The organism is Specibacter sp. RAF43 (genome assembly GCF_052114065.1).
Classification (GTDB): Bacteria; Actinomycetota; Actinomycetes; order Actinomycetales; family Micrococcaceae; genus Specibacter.
This window is the reverse complement of the sequence record NZ_JBFREA010000013.1, coordinates 23,867-40,334: the sequence shown is the minus strand read 5'-3', so window position 1 is coordinate 40,334 and position 16,468 is coordinate 23,867. Positions and strand designations below refer to the sequence as shown.

14 protein-coding genes and 2 tRNA genes are annotated in these 16,468 nt (G+C 64.5%); 12 read left to right on the top strand and 4 right to left on the bottom strand.

The annotated features are described in order from the left end of the window. Nucleotides 1–5: 5 nt before the first annotated feature. From recF to AB4Y80_RS09010, 9 genes are all read left to right on the top strand, one after another. Nucleotides 6–1,262: a DNA replication/repair protein RecF gene (recF, locus tag AB4Y80_RS09050; protein ID WP_442213728.1), complete on the top strand. Its 1,257-nt coding sequence runs from the start codon at nucleotides 6–8 to the stop codon at nucleotides 1,260–1,262. Next, complete coding sequence (locus AB4Y80_RS09045) at nucleotides 1,252–1,845, top strand: DUF721 domain-containing protein (protein ID WP_442213727.1); 594 nt, start codon at nucleotides 1,252–1,254, stop codon at nucleotides 1,843–1,845. Before recF ends, AB4Y80_RS09045 begins: the two co-directional genes overlap by 11 nt. A gap of 362 nt (nucleotides 1,846–2,207) precedes the next feature. Continuing rightward, nucleotides 2,208–4,265 carry a DNA topoisomerase (ATP-hydrolyzing) subunit B gene (gene gyrB, locus AB4Y80_RS09040; RefSeq protein ID WP_442213762.1) on the top strand — a complete coding sequence of 686 codons (2,058 nt, stop codon included), beginning with the start codon at nucleotides 2,208–2,210 and terminating at the stop codon, nucleotides 4,263–4,265. Between the two features lie 71 nt (nucleotides 4,266–4,336). Further along, on the top strand, nucleotides 4,337–6,973 hold the full coding sequence (gene gyrA, locus AB4Y80_RS09035; protein ID WP_442213725.1) for a DNA gyrase subunit A: 2,637 nt from the start codon (nucleotides 4,337–4,339) through the stop codon (nucleotides 6,971–6,973). Continuing rightward, nucleotides 6,970–7,503: a DUF3566 domain-containing protein gene (locus tag AB4Y80_RS09030; protein ID WP_442213724.1), complete on the top strand. Its 534-nt coding sequence runs from the start codon at nucleotides 6,970–6,972 to the stop codon at nucleotides 7,501–7,503. Before gyrA ends, AB4Y80_RS09030 begins: the two co-directional genes overlap by 4 nt. Nucleotides 7,504–7,614: 111 nt before the next feature. Next, a tRNA-Ile gene (locus AB4Y80_RS09025) sits at nucleotides 7,615–7,688 on the top strand. Between the two features lie 34 nt (nucleotides 7,689–7,722). After that, nucleotides 7,723–7,845: a DLW-39 family protein gene (locus AB4Y80_RS09020; protein ID WP_442213723.1), complete on the top strand. Its 123-nt coding sequence runs from the start codon at nucleotides 7,723–7,725 to the stop codon at nucleotides 7,843–7,845. 27 nt (nucleotides 7,846–7,872) lie between these two features. After that, nucleotides 7,873–7,945: transfer RNA gene (locus AB4Y80_RS09015), tRNA-Ala, on the top strand. A gap of 97 nt (nucleotides 7,946–8,042) precedes the next feature. After that, a complete protein-coding gene (locus AB4Y80_RS09010; RefSeq protein WP_442213722.1) occupies nucleotides 8,043–8,930 on the top strand; it encodes a DMT family transporter in 888 nt (295 codons plus the stop codon). Between the two features lie 80 nt (nucleotides 8,931–9,010). Here AB4Y80_RS09010 and AB4Y80_RS09005 read toward each other — a convergent pair whose 3' ends face one another. Beyond that, the gene (locus AB4Y80_RS09005) at nucleotides 9,011–9,892 is read right to left on the bottom strand and encodes a hypothetical protein (protein WP_442213720.1); all 882 of its coding nucleotides are present in this window, start codon (nucleotides 9,890–9,892) and stop codon (nucleotides 9,011–9,013) included. 140 nt (nucleotides 9,893–10,032) lie between these two features. Between AB4Y80_RS09005 and AB4Y80_RS09000 the strand changes: the two genes are divergently transcribed. Together AB4Y80_RS09000 and AB4Y80_RS08995 are read left to right on the top strand one after the other, a co-directional pair. Then, a complete protein-coding gene (locus AB4Y80_RS09000) occupies nucleotides 10,033–10,575 on the top strand; it encodes a peptidylprolyl isomerase (protein ID WP_442213719.1) in 543 nt (180 codons plus the stop codon). Between the two features lie 274 nt (nucleotides 10,576–10,849). Then, a complete protein-coding gene (locus tag AB4Y80_RS08995) occupies nucleotides 10,850–11,551 on the top strand; it encodes a rhomboid family intramembrane serine protease (RefSeq protein WP_442213718.1) in 702 nt (233 codons plus the stop codon). Nucleotides 11,552–11,571: 20 nt separating this feature from the next. Here the strand turns inward: AB4Y80_RS08995 and AB4Y80_RS08990 are convergent, their stop codons facing one another. Then, a complete protein-coding gene (locus tag AB4Y80_RS08990; RefSeq protein WP_442213716.1) occupies nucleotides 11,572–12,123 on the bottom strand; it encodes a flavin reductase family protein in 552 nt (183 codons plus the stop codon). A gap of 535 nt (nucleotides 12,124–12,658) precedes the next feature. Between AB4Y80_RS08990 and AB4Y80_RS08985 the strand changes: the two genes are divergently transcribed. Then, a complete protein-coding gene (locus AB4Y80_RS08985) occupies nucleotides 12,659–13,141 on the top strand; it encodes a maleylpyruvate isomerase N-terminal domain-containing protein (protein ID WP_442213715.1) in 483 nt (160 codons plus the stop codon). Between the two features lie 37 nt (nucleotides 13,142–13,178). Here AB4Y80_RS08985 and AB4Y80_RS08980 read toward each other — a convergent pair whose 3' ends face one another. Further along, complete coding sequence (locus tag AB4Y80_RS08980; RefSeq protein ID WP_442213714.1) at nucleotides 13,179–13,931, bottom strand: FadR/GntR family transcriptional regulator; 753 nt, start codon at nucleotides 13,929–13,931, stop codon at nucleotides 13,179–13,181. Between the two features lie 102 nt (nucleotides 13,932–14,033). Then, nucleotides 14,034–16,289, bottom strand: coding sequence for a sulfatase-like hydrolase/transferase (locus tag AB4Y80_RS08975; RefSeq protein ID WP_442213713.1), 2,256 nt, complete (start codon nucleotides 16,287–16,289; stop codon nucleotides 14,034–14,036). Nucleotides 16,290–16,468: the final 179 nt, after the last annotated feature.

Sequence of the window (16,468 nt, the reverse complement as noted above, 5' to 3'; positions counted from 1 at the left end):
CATCTGTGTTTATTGAGCAACTTTCCCTGACGGATTTTCGCAGCTACGCCCAGGTTGACCTCCAGCTCACTCCGGGCGTCACGGTGCTGGTCGGCTCCAACGGGCTGGGCAAGACGAATCTGGTGGAAGCCATCGGTTATCTTTCCACGCTATCCTCGCACCGGGTGAGCACGGATGCTCCCCTGCTGCGCTTCGGTACCGAGCGTGCGTTGGTTCGGGCCCAGCTGGTCCGGGGTCCGCAAAAAGTGCTGCTGGAACTGGAAATCAATGCCGCCCGGGCCAACCGCGCCAGAATCAACCGCGCCAACCCGGTGCGGGCCAGGGACATTTTGGGGATCTGCCGCAGCGTCCTGTTTGCCCCGGAGGACCTGGCCCTGGTCAAGGGGGATCCGGGCGGCCGGCGACGTTTCCTCGATGAGCTGCTGGTGGTCCGCCTCCCCAGGCATGCGGCAACCCGGACCGAATTCGACCGGGTCCTCAAGCAGCGCAACGCCCTGTTGAAATCCGCCCGGACACAGCATTTCTCGCGCAGCGGCATCAGTGACGGGCAGCTGGACACGCTCGATGTCTGGGACCAGCACCTGGCCGCGGCCGCCGCCAATTTGCTGACCGCCAGGCTGGAATTGCTTGAGCGTCTCCGCCCGCACATGTCCGAGGCCTACGCCCAACTCACCGACGGATCCAAACTCTTGCGTGCCGTCTACCGCAGCAGCATTGACGCCCAGGCCGAGGGATCGGAGTACGGAGCCGCGCCCGTCGACGGCACCGCGGCGGACCAAGTCGCGCCGGATCCGGAGGACCTGTCCAAGTTCAGCGTTGCCGAACTCACCGAAAAGTATGTGGTGGCGCTGGGTGCATCGCGCAAGCGGGAACTGGAGCGCGGCACCTCCCTGGTGGGTCCGCACCGGGATGAACTGGAATTGCTTTTGGGTGTGGCACCCGCCCGGGGCTATGCATCGCATGGGGAATCCTGGTCCGTGGCCCTGGCCCTGCGCCTGGCATCGTTTTATGTGCTCAGCGAGGACGATCACACCGCCAACAACGAGCCGATCCTGATCCTGGATGACGTCTTTGCCGAGCTTGATGCCCAACGGCGCAGCAAGCTGGCGGGGATCGTTGCCAGCGCCGAACAGGTTCTGGTGACGGCCGCCGTCGACGGGGATATTCCCCCCGAACTGTCGGGGGCCCAGATCCAGGTCCTCCCCGGAGGGGTAGGACAGAGCGGGGCAAATGCCGCAAGCGTGGTGCCCGGTGGCGGGTAGCACGCCCGACCCCGGTGCCGCCGCCGAGGATCCCACGGGCATCAAGGGCCGGAAGAAGGCCCAGGCAACCGATCACGTCACCGAGGTGGATGCCGCCCAGGCCGCCCTCAACAGGATGCGGGCCATCGCCAAGAGCCGCGGGGAACTGCGGATCCCGCGCGGGCGGCTCGGCGAGAAGCCGACCCCTCGACGCAAGCGGCAGCCGTTCCTCGATATCAAGGACGGCGGGCGCGACCCCCTGGGCCTGGGCAAGGTCGTGAGCCGGCTGGTGTCGGACCGCGGCTGGTCCTCGCCGCTGGCCGTCGGTTCCGTCATGGCGCAGTGGGACACCCTGGTGGGCCCGGACATTGCCGCGCACTGCCAGCCGGAGAGCTTTGACTTCACCACCTTGCACGTGCGCTGCGACTCCACCAGCTGGGCCACCCAGCTCAAGCTCCTGTCGTCGTCGCTGCTGGCCAGGTTCGACGCCGAACTGGGCGCCGGCGTCGTGACGAAAATCCTGGTGCTGGGTCCCACGGCACCCAGCTGGCGCAAGGGCTTCCGAAGCGTCAAGGGCCGCGGCCCGCGAGACACCTACGGGTGACTCGGGCGGCCATGCCGGCCGGGCCGGTCAAACGCGCGGGAGGGCTTTAGAATCCCTTGGCGCGTACTTCCCCTCAACTCCCGCTCCGAAATTGGATTCTAAGGCGGTTATCTCGCCGCCCAGGGCACGTTGGGACGGCATTCACCCCCGCTACGAGGTAGAATTAGAGGCAAGACCGTCTCTCCGCGGCGCTATGGCAGATCCTGTCGTGGGTGCGGGAGCGGTATTTATGTGCCTTCCACGGTGACCTTGGTGCCCGGGGCTTGACCGCCCCGCACAAGCCAATGGTGGCAATCGAGCGAAAAATAGAGGGGTCGAACGCGCCTGTGACTGAGATTAATCCGGATGCCCCGGAGAATGCGATGAATCCAGACCTGGACAGCCCGGCTGCAGCGGTTGCGGTCGACATCAGGGCGGAAAACACCAGCCACTATGACGCCAGCGACATCACGGTCTTGGAAGGCCTGGAAGCGGTTCGCAAGCGTCCCGGGATGTACATCGGCTCCACCGGGCTGCGTGGACTGCACCACCTGGTATATGAAGTGGTGGACAACTCCGTCGACGAGGCCCTGGCAGGCTATTGCGACCACATTGAAGTTACGCTCCGAAGCGACGGCGGCGTCCGGGTCGTTGACAACGGGCGGGGCATTCCCGTTGATATCCACCCCACCGAAGGCAAGCCCACCGTGGAGGTCGTCATGACGATCCTGCACGCCGGCGGAAAGTTTGGCGGCAGCGGTTACGCGGTTTCCGGCGGTCTGCACGGCGTGGGCATTTCCGTGGTCAACGCCCTCTCCCGCCGGGTCGATACGGAAATCCGGCGCAAGGGGTTTGTGTGGCGCATGAGCTTCGCCGACGGCGGCAAGCCGCAGGGCACCCTGGTCAAGGGGGAGGCGACGACCGAGACCGGCACCATCCAGACGTTCTATCCGGATCCGGAGATCTTTGAATCCGTCGAGTTTGATTTTGAGACCCTTCGGGCCCGTTTCCAGCAGATGGCGTTCCTGAACAAGGGCCTGAAGATCACGCTCACCGACGAGCGCCTGGCCAAGCCCGCAGCCGATGAGGACCCGGATCTTGACGCCATCCCCGAGGGCACGGACGCGGCCACGGGCAAGCGCGTGATCGTCTACCAGTACAACGACGGCCTGCTGGACTATGTCAAGTACTTGAACATGTCCAAGAAGTACGAGCCCGTGCACGAGGACGTCATTGCGTTTGAAACCGAGGATTCCTCGCGCAGCATGGCCGTGGAGCTGGCCCTGCAGTGGACCACGTCGTTCTCGGAAAGCGTTCACACCTACGCGAATACGATCAACACCCACGAGGGCGGAACCCATGAGGAGGGCTTCCGTGCCGCCATGACGTCGCTGATCAACCGGTACGCGCGCGAGAAGAACATCATCAAGGAAAAGGACGACAACCTCACCGGGGACGACATCCGGGAAGGCCTCACCGCCGTCATTTCCGTGAAGCTGTCCGAACCCCAGTTCGAGGGCCAGACCAAGACCAAGCTCGGCAACTCCGAGGTCAAGGGATTTGTTCAACGGGTGGTGACCGACGGGTTGGGTGACTGGCTCGAACGCAACCCCGGCCCGGCTCGGGACGTCATCCGCAAATCCATCCAGGCGTCCCAGGCCCGGCTCGCGGCCCGGAAGGCGCGCGAAAACACGCGTCGCAAGGGACTGCTGGAATCCGGCGGCATGCCCGGAAAGCTCAAGGACTGCCAGTCCAAGGACCCCTCCCTTTCCGAAATCTACATCGTGGAGGGCGACTCCGCCGGCGGTTCGGCCGTCCGCGGCCGCAACCCAACCACGCAGGCGATCCTGCCGCTGCGCGGCAAGATCCTCAACGTCGAACGCGCCCGCCTGGACCGGGCCCTGGGAAATGCCGAGGTCCAGGCCATGATCACCGCATTTGGGGCCGGCATTGGCGAGGACTTTGACGTGGACAAGGCCCGGTACCACAAGATCGTGCTGATGGCCGATGCCGACGTTGACGGCCAGCACATCACCACCTTGCTGCTGACCCTCCTGTTCCGCTACATGCGCCCCCTGATTGAAAGCGGTTATGTCTACTTGGCGCAGCCTCCGCTGTACCGGATCAAGTGGTCCAATGCGCCGCACGATTACGTCTACAGCGACAAGGAACGCGACTCCGCGCTGGCCGCCGGTGCCGCCGCCGGCCGCCGGATCCCCAAGGACAATGGCATCCAGCGCTACAAGGGGCTCGGTGAGATGGATTATTCGGAACTGTGGGACACCACGATGGATCCGGCCCACCGCACCTTGTTGCAGGTCACCATGGAAGACGCCGCGGAGGCCGATCAAATCTTCTCCATCCTGATGGGTGAGGACGTGGAATCGCGTAGGAACTTCATCCAGCAAAACGCCAAGGACGTCCGGTTCCTCGATATCTAGGCGGCGGCAGCTCCTGCCGCAGCCGACCTATTGCGAAACCGACATATATTGGGAATGGAATATAAAAGACAATGAGTGACGAAACCCCCGAAAATCCGGGCAGCGGCGAGACCGGCGAAGATGTTCTTGAAGGCACCCTGATGCACGACCGCATCGAGCAGATTGATCTGCAAGAGGAAATGAAACGGTCCTACCTGGACTATGCCATGGCCGTCATTGTGGGTCGCGCCCTGCCCGACGTCCGTGATGGACTCAAGCCCGTCCACCGCCGCGTGCTCTATGCCATGTTTGACGGCGGCTACCGCCCGGAACGCTCCTTCAACAAGTGTGCCCGCGTGGTCGGGGAGGTCATGGGCCAGTACCACCCGCACGGTGACTCGGCCATCTACGACGCCCTGGTGCGCCTGATCCAGGACTGGACCATGCGCTACCCGCTGGCTCTGGGACAGGGCAACTTCGGGTCCCCCGGCAACGACGGCGCCGCCGCCCCGCGATACACCGAAACCAAAATGGCCCCGCTGGCCATGGAGATGGTGCGGGACATTGACGAGGAAACCGTTGATTTCCAGGACAACTACGACGGCAAGAACCAGGAACCGACCATTCTGCCGGCCAGGTTTCCCAACCTGCTGGTCAACGGTTCCTCCGGCATCGCCGTGGGCATGGCGACCAATATCCCCCCGCACAACCTCCGCGAGGTTGCCGACGGCCTCCAGTGGTACCTGGCCAACCCCACGGTCAGCCGCGAGGAACTTCTGGATGCGCTGATCGAGCGCATCAAGGGACCCGACTTCCCCACCGGCGCGCAGATTCTGGGCCGCAAGGGCATCGAGGATGCCTACCGCACGGGCCGTGGATCCATCACCATGCGCGCCGTGGTCAACGTGGAGGAAATCCAGGGCCGCACCTGCCTGGTGGTCACCGAACTCCCCTACCAGGCCAACCCGGACAACCTCGCCATCAAGATCGCCGAACTCGTCAAGGACGGCAAGATCGCCGGCATTGCCGATCTCCGCGATGAGACGAGCGGGCGCACGGGCCAGCGCCTGGTCATCGTGCTCAAGCGCGACGCCGTGGCCAAGGTGGTGCTGAACAACCTGTACAAGCACACGCAATTGCAGGAGAACTTCAGCGCCAACATGCTGGCCATCGTCGACGGCGTGCCGCGCACCCTGCCGCTGGATGCGTTCATCCGCCACTGGGTGACGCACCAGATGGATGTCATCATCCGCCGCACCAGGTTCCGCTTGCGGAAGGCCGAGGAAGAGGCGCACATCCAGCGCGCCCTGCTGAAGGCCCTGGACGCCCTGGACGAGGTCATTGCCTTGATCCGCCGCTCCTCCACCTCGGAGGAGGCCCGCGACGGCCTGATGGCCCTACTGGAGATTGACGAGATCCAGGCCAAGGCCATCCTGGACATGCAGCTGCGCAAACTGGCAGCCCTGGAGCACCAGAAGATCCAGGACCGCAGCGACGTCCTTGAGACCATGATTACCGAATTTAACCGGATCCTGGCCGATCCGGAGGTCCAGCGCGGGATCGTCAGCGACGAGCTCGCTGAGATCACCGCCCGCTACGGCGACGATCGACGCACCGAGATCATGATGGGCTACGACCCCAACATGAGCATGGAGGACCTCATTCCCGAAGAGGAAATGGTGGTCACCATCACCCGCGGCGGCTACGTCAAGCGGACCCGCAGCGACAACTACCGCACGCAGCACCGCGGCGGTAAGGGCATCAAGGGCGCCCAACTGCGCGGAGACGACGTCGTGGAACACTTCTTCGTCACCACCACCCACCACTGGCTGCTGTTCTTCACCAACCTGGGCCGGGTCTACCGGGCCAAGGCGTATGAGCTCGCCGAGGCCGGCCGGGATGCCAAGGGCCAGCACGTGGCCAACCTGCTGGCCTTCCAACCGGACGAAAAAATCGCCCAGGTCATGGAGCTGCGGGACTACCAGCAGTCGCCGTACCTGGTGCTGGCCACCAAGAACGGGTTGGTGAAGAAGACCCGGCTGGAGGACTACGACACCAACCGCTCCGCCGGGGTCATCGCCATCAACCTGCGCGACGGCGACGAACTTGTCTCCGCCCAACTGGTCTCGGACACGGACGACCTCTTGCTGGTGTCCCGGAAGGGCCAGTCGATCCGCTTCACGGCCACCAATGAGGCGCTGCGTCCCATGGGGCGGGCCACCTCCGGGGTGACCGGGATGAAGTTCCGGGACCTGGATGAGCTGCTGGCCGCGGCGGTGGTCACGGACGACTCGTACGTCTTTATCGTCACCGAGGGCGGCTACGCCAAGCGCACGGCCGTCGCCGAGTACCGTTTGCAAGGCCGCGGCGGGCTGGGAATCAAGGTTGCCAAGCTGGTGGAAGACCGCGGCGACCTGGTCGGCGCCTTGATTGTGCACGAGGACGACGAGGTGTTGGTGGTCATGAGCGGCGGCAAGGTGGTCCGCTCGAACGTCTCCGAGGTCCCGGCCAAGGGCCGCGACACCATGGGCGTCATTTTCGCCAAGCCGGACAAGAATGACCGCATCATCGAGGTGGCCCGCAATAGTGAACGCGGCCTGGAGCAGGACGATGATCTACCGGATGTGGACGAGCCGGTCCCCGGCAGCGAGGAAGGCCTCGAAGCGGGCAATCAGCTTGATGAAGTACCGTTAAACGACCATGACGCATCAAATGGAGGTACCGATTGAGCACGAATAACCCGAAACCGCGGCCCGGTGCCGCCCCGAGGGTCAGTGCCCCGGTGCGTCCGGCCCAGCGTCCCGGCTCCTCCATGGGAGCCACCAAGACCGCCGCGGTGAAGCGACCGGCCCCTGCGCGCCCGCCGCTGGTGAAGCCCGCCCCCAAGGCCAAGGCCCGCCGGGCCCGCCTGCTGGTGAGCAAGGTGGAGCCCTGGTCGGTGCTGAAGATGGCGTTCCTGCTGTCCGTGGCCCTGGGCATCATCACCGTGGTGGCCGCCATCGTCCTGTGGTCGGTGCTGGACGTGATCGGCTTGTTCGACAAGGTCAATTCGCTCATGACGGACATCCAGGGCACCGAGGGTGGCAGCGCCTTTGATCTGAAGAAGTACGCCTCCCTGGGCCAGGTGGCGTCGTTTGCCACCATCATCGCCGTGGTGAACGTTGTCCTACTTACGACGCTGTCGCTGCTCTCCGCCGTGCTGTACAACATTTCCGCCACGCTGGTCGGCGGCATTGGTGTGACCTTGACGGACGACTAAAATCGCCTAAATCCGCGAATCGGCGGGGCCAATCCCGCAGTGGACCCGCCGATTTGGGACTTTGGGAATGTGTACGGTAAAGTTTTGTTTCGGCCCAGCTGAGGGTTGTGAGGGCGTATAGCTCAGGCGGTTAGAGCGCTTCGCTGATAACGAAGAGGTCCCAGGTTCAAGTCCTGGTACGCCCACGGAACCTGCCGGTTCTGTCCTAAGGATGGTGTGATGGCAAGGAAATTGCTGGTCTTGGCCGCGGCTMTCGGCGGATTGATCATCCTGAACAAAAAATGGCAGGTAGCCAAGGAACACAAGGCAACCTGGAGCCAGGCGACGGATACCGTCAAATAATGCCGAGATATACTTAACACCTCCGCTGGGGGCATGGCGCAATTGGTAGCGCACCTGCTTTGCAAGCAGGGGGTTCGGGGTTCGAGTCCCCGTGCCTCCACCCAGACAAACACCCCGGTCCTGTGGACCGGGGTGTTTTGTGCTCTGCGGCGCGGCGCCGATTCTTCCCTGCCGCGCCGGTGACCTACTGTTGACAGGTGATCTTGTTCCTGGCCGTGGTCGGCATCCTGGGTGTTTCCGCTTCCGGTCCCATCATGGCGGCCACGGCGGCGCCGGCCCTGACCATCGCCCTGTGGCGCAATGCGTTCGGTGCCGTGGCCATGGGTTTGCCGGTCCTGGTGACGGGTCGGGCGGGCATCGCGGGGCTGACCCGGGCGGAGCTGAAGTGGTCGGTGATTGCGGCCACCGCGCTGGCACTGCATTTCGCCTGTTTCATTACCGCCGTCAAATTAACCAGCGTTGCCGCAGCCACGGCCATGGTGTGCCTGCAGGCGGCATGGATCGCACTGCTCCAGTGGGTGCGCGGTCGGCGGCCACACCGTTCCATCGTCCTGGGCCTGGGCATTGCGCTCGGCGGCGTGGTGGTCATCACCGGTTTTGACTTCGGCGTCTCCCGGGATGCGCTCATCGGGGACGTCCTGGCGCTGGCCGGCGGTGCTCTGGCCGCCGTCTACACCCTTGCCGGCGCCCGGGCCCGCAAGAGCATGACCACAACCCTTTACACGAGCATTTGCTACAGCATTTGTTCGATCATTCTGCTGGCCATGTGCCTCGTGTTCGGCCAGCCGCTTATCAATATTCCCGCCATCGCCTGGCTGGGCATCATCGGTGTCACGGTGGTGGCCCAAATTCTCGGCCACACCATCTTCAACCACCTGCTGGCCACCATTTCCCCGCTGGTGGTCTCCATGATGATCTTGTTGGAGATTCCGGGCGCCGCGTTGCTGGCCGCGGTGTTCCTCGGCGAGCAGCTTCCCTCCGGGACGTACCTGGGACTGACCCTGATCCTTGCCGGGCTGGCCGTGGTGGTCCTGCGCCAGGGCCGCAGCGGTTTGAAACGGCAGGCCGAGGACGCCGGGAGCTGACAACAAAGGCCCCGGCATCCTTGGATGCCGGGGCCTTTGCGAGGGGCCCGCCCGGGTCCCCTGCCGGGGAGGGCTGCCGGCTACTTGTTGTTGTCGCTGTTGGGCGCCTTCGGCTTTGGCGTGGCGGCACCGTCGGAAGCGTCGGTCACGGTCTCCTTGGCCGCCTTCGCGGCAGTGTCGGCGGCATCGGTGACCTTGGCCCCGGCGTCGGTTGCGGCCTCGCCAGCGGCATGCAGGCCATGCTGGGCTGCCTCGGCCGCGTCCTGTGCCGCCTCCTTGACGTTTTCGCGGACGTCAGGGGCGGGAGTAAAGGGCGCCGGGGTCTTCCACGGGTCCTCCACAGGCTTGGAGGCCTTCCACGCGGCCGCTCCGGCCGCCGCCGCGGCGGCGATCACGCCGAAGACCACCCAGCCCTTGCCGCCCTTCTTCTGGCTGCGCTTGAGCTCGGCGGCGGCCGTCCGCGCTGCGGACGCCGCGGCCTTTTCCGCCTGCTTGATGGCCTTTTTGCTCCCGGTGAGCTTGGCCACCACGACATCCACCTGCTCGGAGGTCGTGGCATTTTCCAGGGCCGCGGCCACCGCGCCGGCAGCGTCGCCAAGTTTTGCGGAGAACTTTGGCAAGAACTCATCAACCACCTTGCCTTTGGCCGAGGCAATATGCGGGGCGGCCTTGTCCAAGGCCTCGTGCATGCGCGGCGTGGCCTCATCGACGGCGTCGGAAATCCTTGGGGCCAGTTTTACCAGGCCCTCCTGGATCCTGGGCGTCACGGCGGCCACGCCGTCGGCGGTGTACCGGGCAGCCTTGCGCAGGCCGTCCTGGACGACGGGAGATGCCGTCTCGATGCCCTTTTCAATGCGGGGGACGGCCCAGCCCAAGGCGGCCTCCACCCGCTCACGGGCGTTATCGACTCCGGTGTTCAGGGACTCTTCCAAACCATGGGTAATGCGGTCTACCTTCTTCACGTTTCTCCTCCAGATGTCGGCATTCTCCGTCTTCAGCCTACGTCGCCTACTGCGTCCGTGCTATCCCTTCCCAGTTCGCCCGGCGCGGAATGTGCGGTGCTGGCAGCAATAATGCCAGATTCACATGGCAGAATGTCGCCATGACTGCTATCCCAACCGCAAAAGCAACTATCAGCACCAGCCTGGGCGACATCGTGGTAAACCTCTTTGGCAACCACGCCCCCAAGACCGTGGCGAACTTCGTGGGCCTGGCCACCGGTGACATCGAATGGACGCACCCGGCCACCGGCGAGAAAAGCAATGCGCCCTTGTACAACGGCACCATCTTCCACCGCATCATCAAGGATTTCATGATCCAGGCCGGCGACCCCCTGGGCCGCGGCACGGGTGGCCCCGGCTACCAGTTCGACGATGAGATCAACCCGGATTTGAACTTCAACGAGCCCTACAAGTTCGCGATGGCCAACGCTGGCACCCAGGGCGGTCGCGGCACCAACGGGTCCCAGTTCTTCATCACCACCATCCCCACCGGATGGCTGCAGGGCAAGCACACCATCTTCGGCGAGGTTGTCGATGCCGACTCCAAGGCAGTCGTTGACGCCATTGAAGGCGTGCCCACCGGTCCCGGCGACAAGCCGCGCGAGGACGTCGTCATCAACTCCATCACGGTGGAAAAGATCTAGTCCCGGCCATTTCCGGCACGACCGGCCGCCGGTGATTTCGACAATCACCGGCGGCCGGTGCTTTGTCCCCGGCGGTTCAGGCCGCTCTTTCCGTTCCGCACTAAGGATTCCCGCCATGAGTTTTCCGCAACAGAGCGCCGGCGCCCCGACTGGGGCTCCCGTCTGCCCGCGCCACCCTGAGCGGGTCTCCTATGTGAGCTGCCAACGCTGCGGTCGTCCGGCATGCCCGGAGTGCCAGCGCAGTGCCGCCGTGGGAATCCAGTGCGTGGATTGTGTGCGGGAGACCGCCAAGGCCATGCCCGGCCGGAAGACCATCTTTGGCGGCGCCGTTCGGACGGGACGCCCGGTGGTCACCCTGACCATGATGGCGATCTGCGCTGTGGCGTTTGCGCTGGATTGGGCCATTCCCGGCGGCTTCGTATTCCAAAATTTTGCCTATGCCCCGTTTACCACGGCGACCGAACCGTGGCGCATGATCACCTCCGCGTTCCTGCACTCCACCAACATCACGCACATCGCCTTCAATATGTATGCGCTGTGGATTCTGGGCAATGCCCTGGAGCCGGCGTTTGGCCGGGCCCGCTTCCTGTCCATCTATCTGGTCAGCGCCTTCGCCGGATCGGTGGGCGTCCTGCTGCTCTCCCCGGTGGATACCGTGGTGGTGGGCGCCTCCGGCGCGGTCTTCGGCCTCTTCGGGGCACTCTTTGTGGTGCAGAAGAAGCGTGGCGGGGATCTGCGGCAGATCGTGGTGCTGCTGCTGATCAATGCGGCGCTGGGATTCTTTATCCCCAACATCGCGTGGCAGGCCCATCTGGGCGGCTTGATTGCCGGTTCGCTGTGTGCCGTTGCCGTTGCCTATGCTCCCGCCAGGAACCGCAACGCCGTTCAATGGGGCGCCATGGCCGCCATCGTGCTCGTTTTGGTGGGCCTGACCCTGTACAAGGTCTCCACCTTCCCGGCATTTCTCATTGGTTGAGCCCGTGTCCGTGGCGTAAGTCAGGCCTGTAGGCGCCGGTAGTCGCCGGCATAGTGCACCAACGGCGAGGAACCAGGCTGCCAGGTGGTCTGGCTGCCCATGGCGGTGACTGCGCCGACCACCAGTAGGTGGGTGGCGGCCTCGTGGACCGCCGTGGTGGAGACTTCAAAATATGCCAGGCCGCCTTCCAGGATGGCGCAGCCGGTTCCCGGACCCCGCCTGAAGGGGATCTGGCTCAGCAGCCCTTCCACCGGCGTCCCGGGGGACGCCAACCAGTTGGCGTCCCGCTTTTGTTCGGCCGTCAGCAGCGTCAGGGCCCACAGTCCCGAGCCCGCCACGGCCTGTGCGATCCGTGATCCTTCATACAGGCTCACCAGCATGGTCGGCGGGTCGTAGGACACTGACAAGTAGGCGCTGACGGTGGCGGCGTAGTCCCGGCCGCGCCACACCGTGGTGACAACGGCCACCCCGGCGGCCTGTTCGGCACTAAGCCTGCGGTATTCATCGATATCCTCCTGTAGCGGTATATGTGGAGAAACCAGGTGGGCATCGAGCGGGGCGGAGAGTTCCATGAGGCCATCGTCGCACGGATCCTTAGTTGTCCACAGCTCTATCCACAGCTGGGCATAACTTACAGGATTGTAGTTCTAGTAGCGGGCCGTTCGTCGTTCGTTCAGTTATCCACAGCGATATGCACACTGTTAATAAGTTACACACATGTAATTCCACAGCTGTGGATTACTTTCGGGCAGCAATTCCTGTCATTTAAGGGGATTCGTCGAAAAAGTTATCCACTTCTGTGGATAACTTTGAGAACAACTGGGGACAACTGATGTTCGAAGACGGCCTGTGGAAAGTTCGAACAAGTTTTCAACACCCGTGGATAAGTGGCGAAGTTTCATGACCCTCTCCCCAAACTGTGGATAACTTTGGGGACAACGTGTGAACAACGGCACGCCCGCGACGACCCACGCTCTTGGCTCGTTTCGTGCGACTGCCAAGGGGTATGTTCCTGATGGAACACTGACCCTACCGGGCCGGCTGGCGGGTACAGGGGCCTTGCCCGGTATCGGGCGATCGCAGAATGGGAGAGACGGAGATGTGGCAGTGAATTTGGAAAGCAATCCGGACCGGGCGATCCATCTCTGCCGCCTGTCCGGGGCGCTGCGAGGAGAAGATGTGCCTCAATACGCGAGCGGGCCGGAACAGCGGCGCCGCGAGATTAACGACGGAGCCGGCCGTCCGGCCGGTGAGATCCTCGCTGATTTGGCGGCCAGTGCTGCCCAACTGGAAGACGCCTTCGCCCACTGCGCCGCGGGATGGCCCAATGGAAATTTCCGTGGCGGAGCTCACTACGGGGTCTTTGGTTGCCCCGCGCACCGGCTTCGAGAAGTGGAGATGCACCATGTGGATCCCGGGCTCGGCTACACGCCCCGGGACTGGCCGGAAGAATATGTGGCCTGGGACCACCCGGAATTGCTCTCCACGGTGCCAGAGCGGCTGGCCTCGTCCGGTGACCGGCGTCAGTTCATAGCCTGGTTGGCGGGCCAGGGTCCCTTGGACGCCGAAGCGACCCTACGGCCCTGGTGAGCGGCCCCTCCGACCGCACCGTGTAGGCGGGGTGGAGCTATGCCAGCAGGGCATCCAGTCCGGCGTTGGCGGCCTCGGGCAGCAGGGGGACGTAGCGGTCGTAGATGGCCTGACGGGCGCGCCGCCCCGCCTCCACGGCCTGGCGGGCGGCGATGGCCTCGAAAATCTCGCGGTCCAGGGCCGCCGAGGAGGCCTCCGTCCGTTCGGTGGCCTCGGAGTCCACGAGTTGCTGGGTGATCAATCCGACGATCGCCTCGGCGACGGCCCGGCCGCACATGGTCAGCAGCGAGTTGCCGCTCGCCTCCCAGACGGCCAGGTGGAAGTCGACGTCGGCCCGGGCGAACGCCTCGGCGTCCTTGCCCACGGCCTGTTCCATGCGTTCGATGGCCGAGCGCATGACGGCCAGTTGTTCGGCATTGTGCAGCGTCGCGGCCAGCCGGCAGGCCGAGGATTCAAGCACCAGCCGGAACTGGACCAGCTCGGTCATGGACAACGAGTCCAGCCGTGCCATGGTGGTGAAGGAACGGGTCAGCGATTGCGGGGAGGGCTCGAGCACCCTGGGACCGCCGCGCCCGCCGGGCTTGGACTCGATCAGCCCCATGGACTGGAGCACGCGCAGCGCTTCGCGCACAGTCGGGCGGCTGACCGAGAACTGCACCATCAGCTCGCGCTCGGAGGGCAGGTGGTCCCCGGCGACGATGGCGCCGGAGGTAATGGCGGTTTCAATCTGCTCCACGATCCGCTCGTAGGTGAGCGTTGCGACCGCCGGCGTGAAGGTAACGGTGTTCATCTGATGCCTGACGTCAAGGGGGATGCCTTCTCTTGCGAGCAACGGCGCAACTGGTTCGACCAGCCAACTAATTAGAAATATACAACCGATGGTGCCGCGTTGTCAGTCAACCGCTTCATAGAGAGGCACGTCCTCGGACTCAGCCAAGTCAAACACCACCTTTTCGAGCGTGCCGGTGAACGCAAACTCGCCGTCGTAGTGGGGGGAGACAGGCGAAAGGGAATCGCGGCCAATATCCAGTCCGTGCCAGCCGTGGAAGTGCGGCAGCACGCGCGGGAACACCGTGGCGCCCACAGGGTGCGCGCCGACAAAAAGACGCCCCACGCCGGCGCGGTCGCCGGTCTTGTCAAAGACAAAGCGCAGCACGGTGGCGTCCGCCGGGACCGGCCCGGYCGAGCGAATGACGTAGCGCTCCCCCACATAGTTGTACTCGTAGTGCAGATGCCCGTCCCGGACATAGAGCACATAGCCGCTGCTGACCCCGCCGAGCGCCACCAGCACGCCCTCGGATTGGCCCAGCGGCTGCGCGAGATGCGCCGTGATGGAATGCGCGCGGTTCATCGTTGGCGGCGTCGCGGCCATCGGCAGGTGGGCCATGCCGGGCAGGTACGTGAAACGGCGCCGGGCGCGCGGGGAGCCGGGCCGCGGCACCCTGGCCCGCACGGCGAAGCCGCGGTCATCCAGCGGCAGGACCCCGTATTTTGAGGCTTCCACCCAGAATCGCTCCACCATCTCGGCCAGCTTTTCCGGCCGTTCGGCGGCCAGGTTGCGGCATTCGGACCAGTCGGCATCCAGGTGGTAAAGCTCCCACTGGTCGGATTCGTAGGGTGTGCCGCGCTGGTGGAACGCGACGGCCTTCCAGCCGTTGTGCCACAGGCCCCGGTGGCCGAACATCTCAAAGTGCTGGGTGGTTCGGGTGGTCGGCGCATCGGGTTGGGCAAAGCTGTACGACATGTCGGTGCCGTGCATCGGCAGTTGGGGGACACCGCGGTACACCTCCGGCGCCGGCACGCCCACGATGGCCAACATGGTGGGAGTGAGGTCGATGACGTGGTGGAACTGCTCGCGCACCTCCCCGCGTGCGGCGATGCCGTCGGGCCAGTGGATGATCAGCGGGTCCCGCACGCCGCCCTCGTGCGTGTTTTGCTTGTACCGCTTGAACGGCGTGTTGCTCACCTGCGCCCAGCCCCAGGGATAGTTTGTCTGGGAGTCGGGCCCGCCGATCGAATCGATCCGGGCGAGGTTGGCGGCAAAGTCCTCCGGGATGCCGTTCTGGAATGCCGTCGTGTTCAGCGAACCCTGCGCCCCACCCTCCTGGCTGGCGCCGTTGTCGGAGATGAACGCGATCACGGTGTTGTCCAAGCGGTCGATGCGCCGCAGGAAATCAAGCAGCCGGCCCAGTTCCGTGTCGGTATGGTCGATCATGGCCGCATAGGCTTCCTGCAAGCGGGCAAAGAGCCGGCGCTCGTCGCCGCTGAGATCCGCCCACGGGAGCACGCCCGGGTTGCGGGGCGCCAGGGCCGTGCCGGGCGGGATGATGCCCAACTCGATCTGCCGGGCGTGACGCTCGGCGCGCACCACGTCCCAGCCGCGCGCGTAAGTGTCTCGATATTTCGCCAGGAACTCCGCCGGCGCCTGGTGCGGGGCGTGAGCGGAGGCGAACGCCAGCTGCAGGAAGAAGGGCTTGTTGGGCGTGACCGACGTCTGGTCGGTGATAAAGGAGATGGCCCGGTCGATCAGATCCCCGGTCAGGTGATATCCGTCCTCGGGTGTGGCCGGCGGGTCGATCGCATGATTGTCGTACGTCAGCTCCGGATGGAAGCAGTCCGTTTCGGCCTCCAGGAATCCGTAGTAGCGCTCGAAGCCCCGGGCCAGCGGCCATTGGTCATAGGGGCCCGATGCCGTCGTGTGTTCCGTGGGGGCAAGATGCCATTTTCCCACGCACATGGTGTTGAAGCCGCGATCGCGCAGGATTTCGGCGATGGTGGCAGCCTCATTTGTGACAAAGCCGCGGCCGCTGGGGAAGCCGGTATCCAGATTGGAGAGCATTCGCATGCCCACCGAATGGTGGTTGCGTCCGGTCAACAGCGACGCCCGGGTGGGCGAACAAAGCGTCGTGGTGTGGAAGTTCGTGAAGCGCAGGCCCCCGCCCGCCAAGGCGTCGATATGGGGGGTGTCGATCTCGGAGCCGTAGCACCCCAGATCGGAGAATCCCACGTCATCGAGGACAATGTAGATGATGTTGGGCGTCGCCGGGGAGGCCGCGACCGGTTCAGGCCACCACGGGACGGATTCCTCGTGGGTGCGCCCGATGGTTCCGTAAAACGCCGTGGATGCCACGGGGATGGTGCCGGTCATAATTCGCTCCTTAGCGTCATCTTTGGCGCAGGGTCATGAATCGGAAACTGTCGGGGAGCGTACCGAAAATCACCGTGTTTGCGCGGGAATGAAGACCGCGGCAAGGACGCGGCGGCTCCCCGGGAAACCCGCCGCCACTCCTCATCGGAGTCTGGCCAGCATAATATAACTGGCCTGAC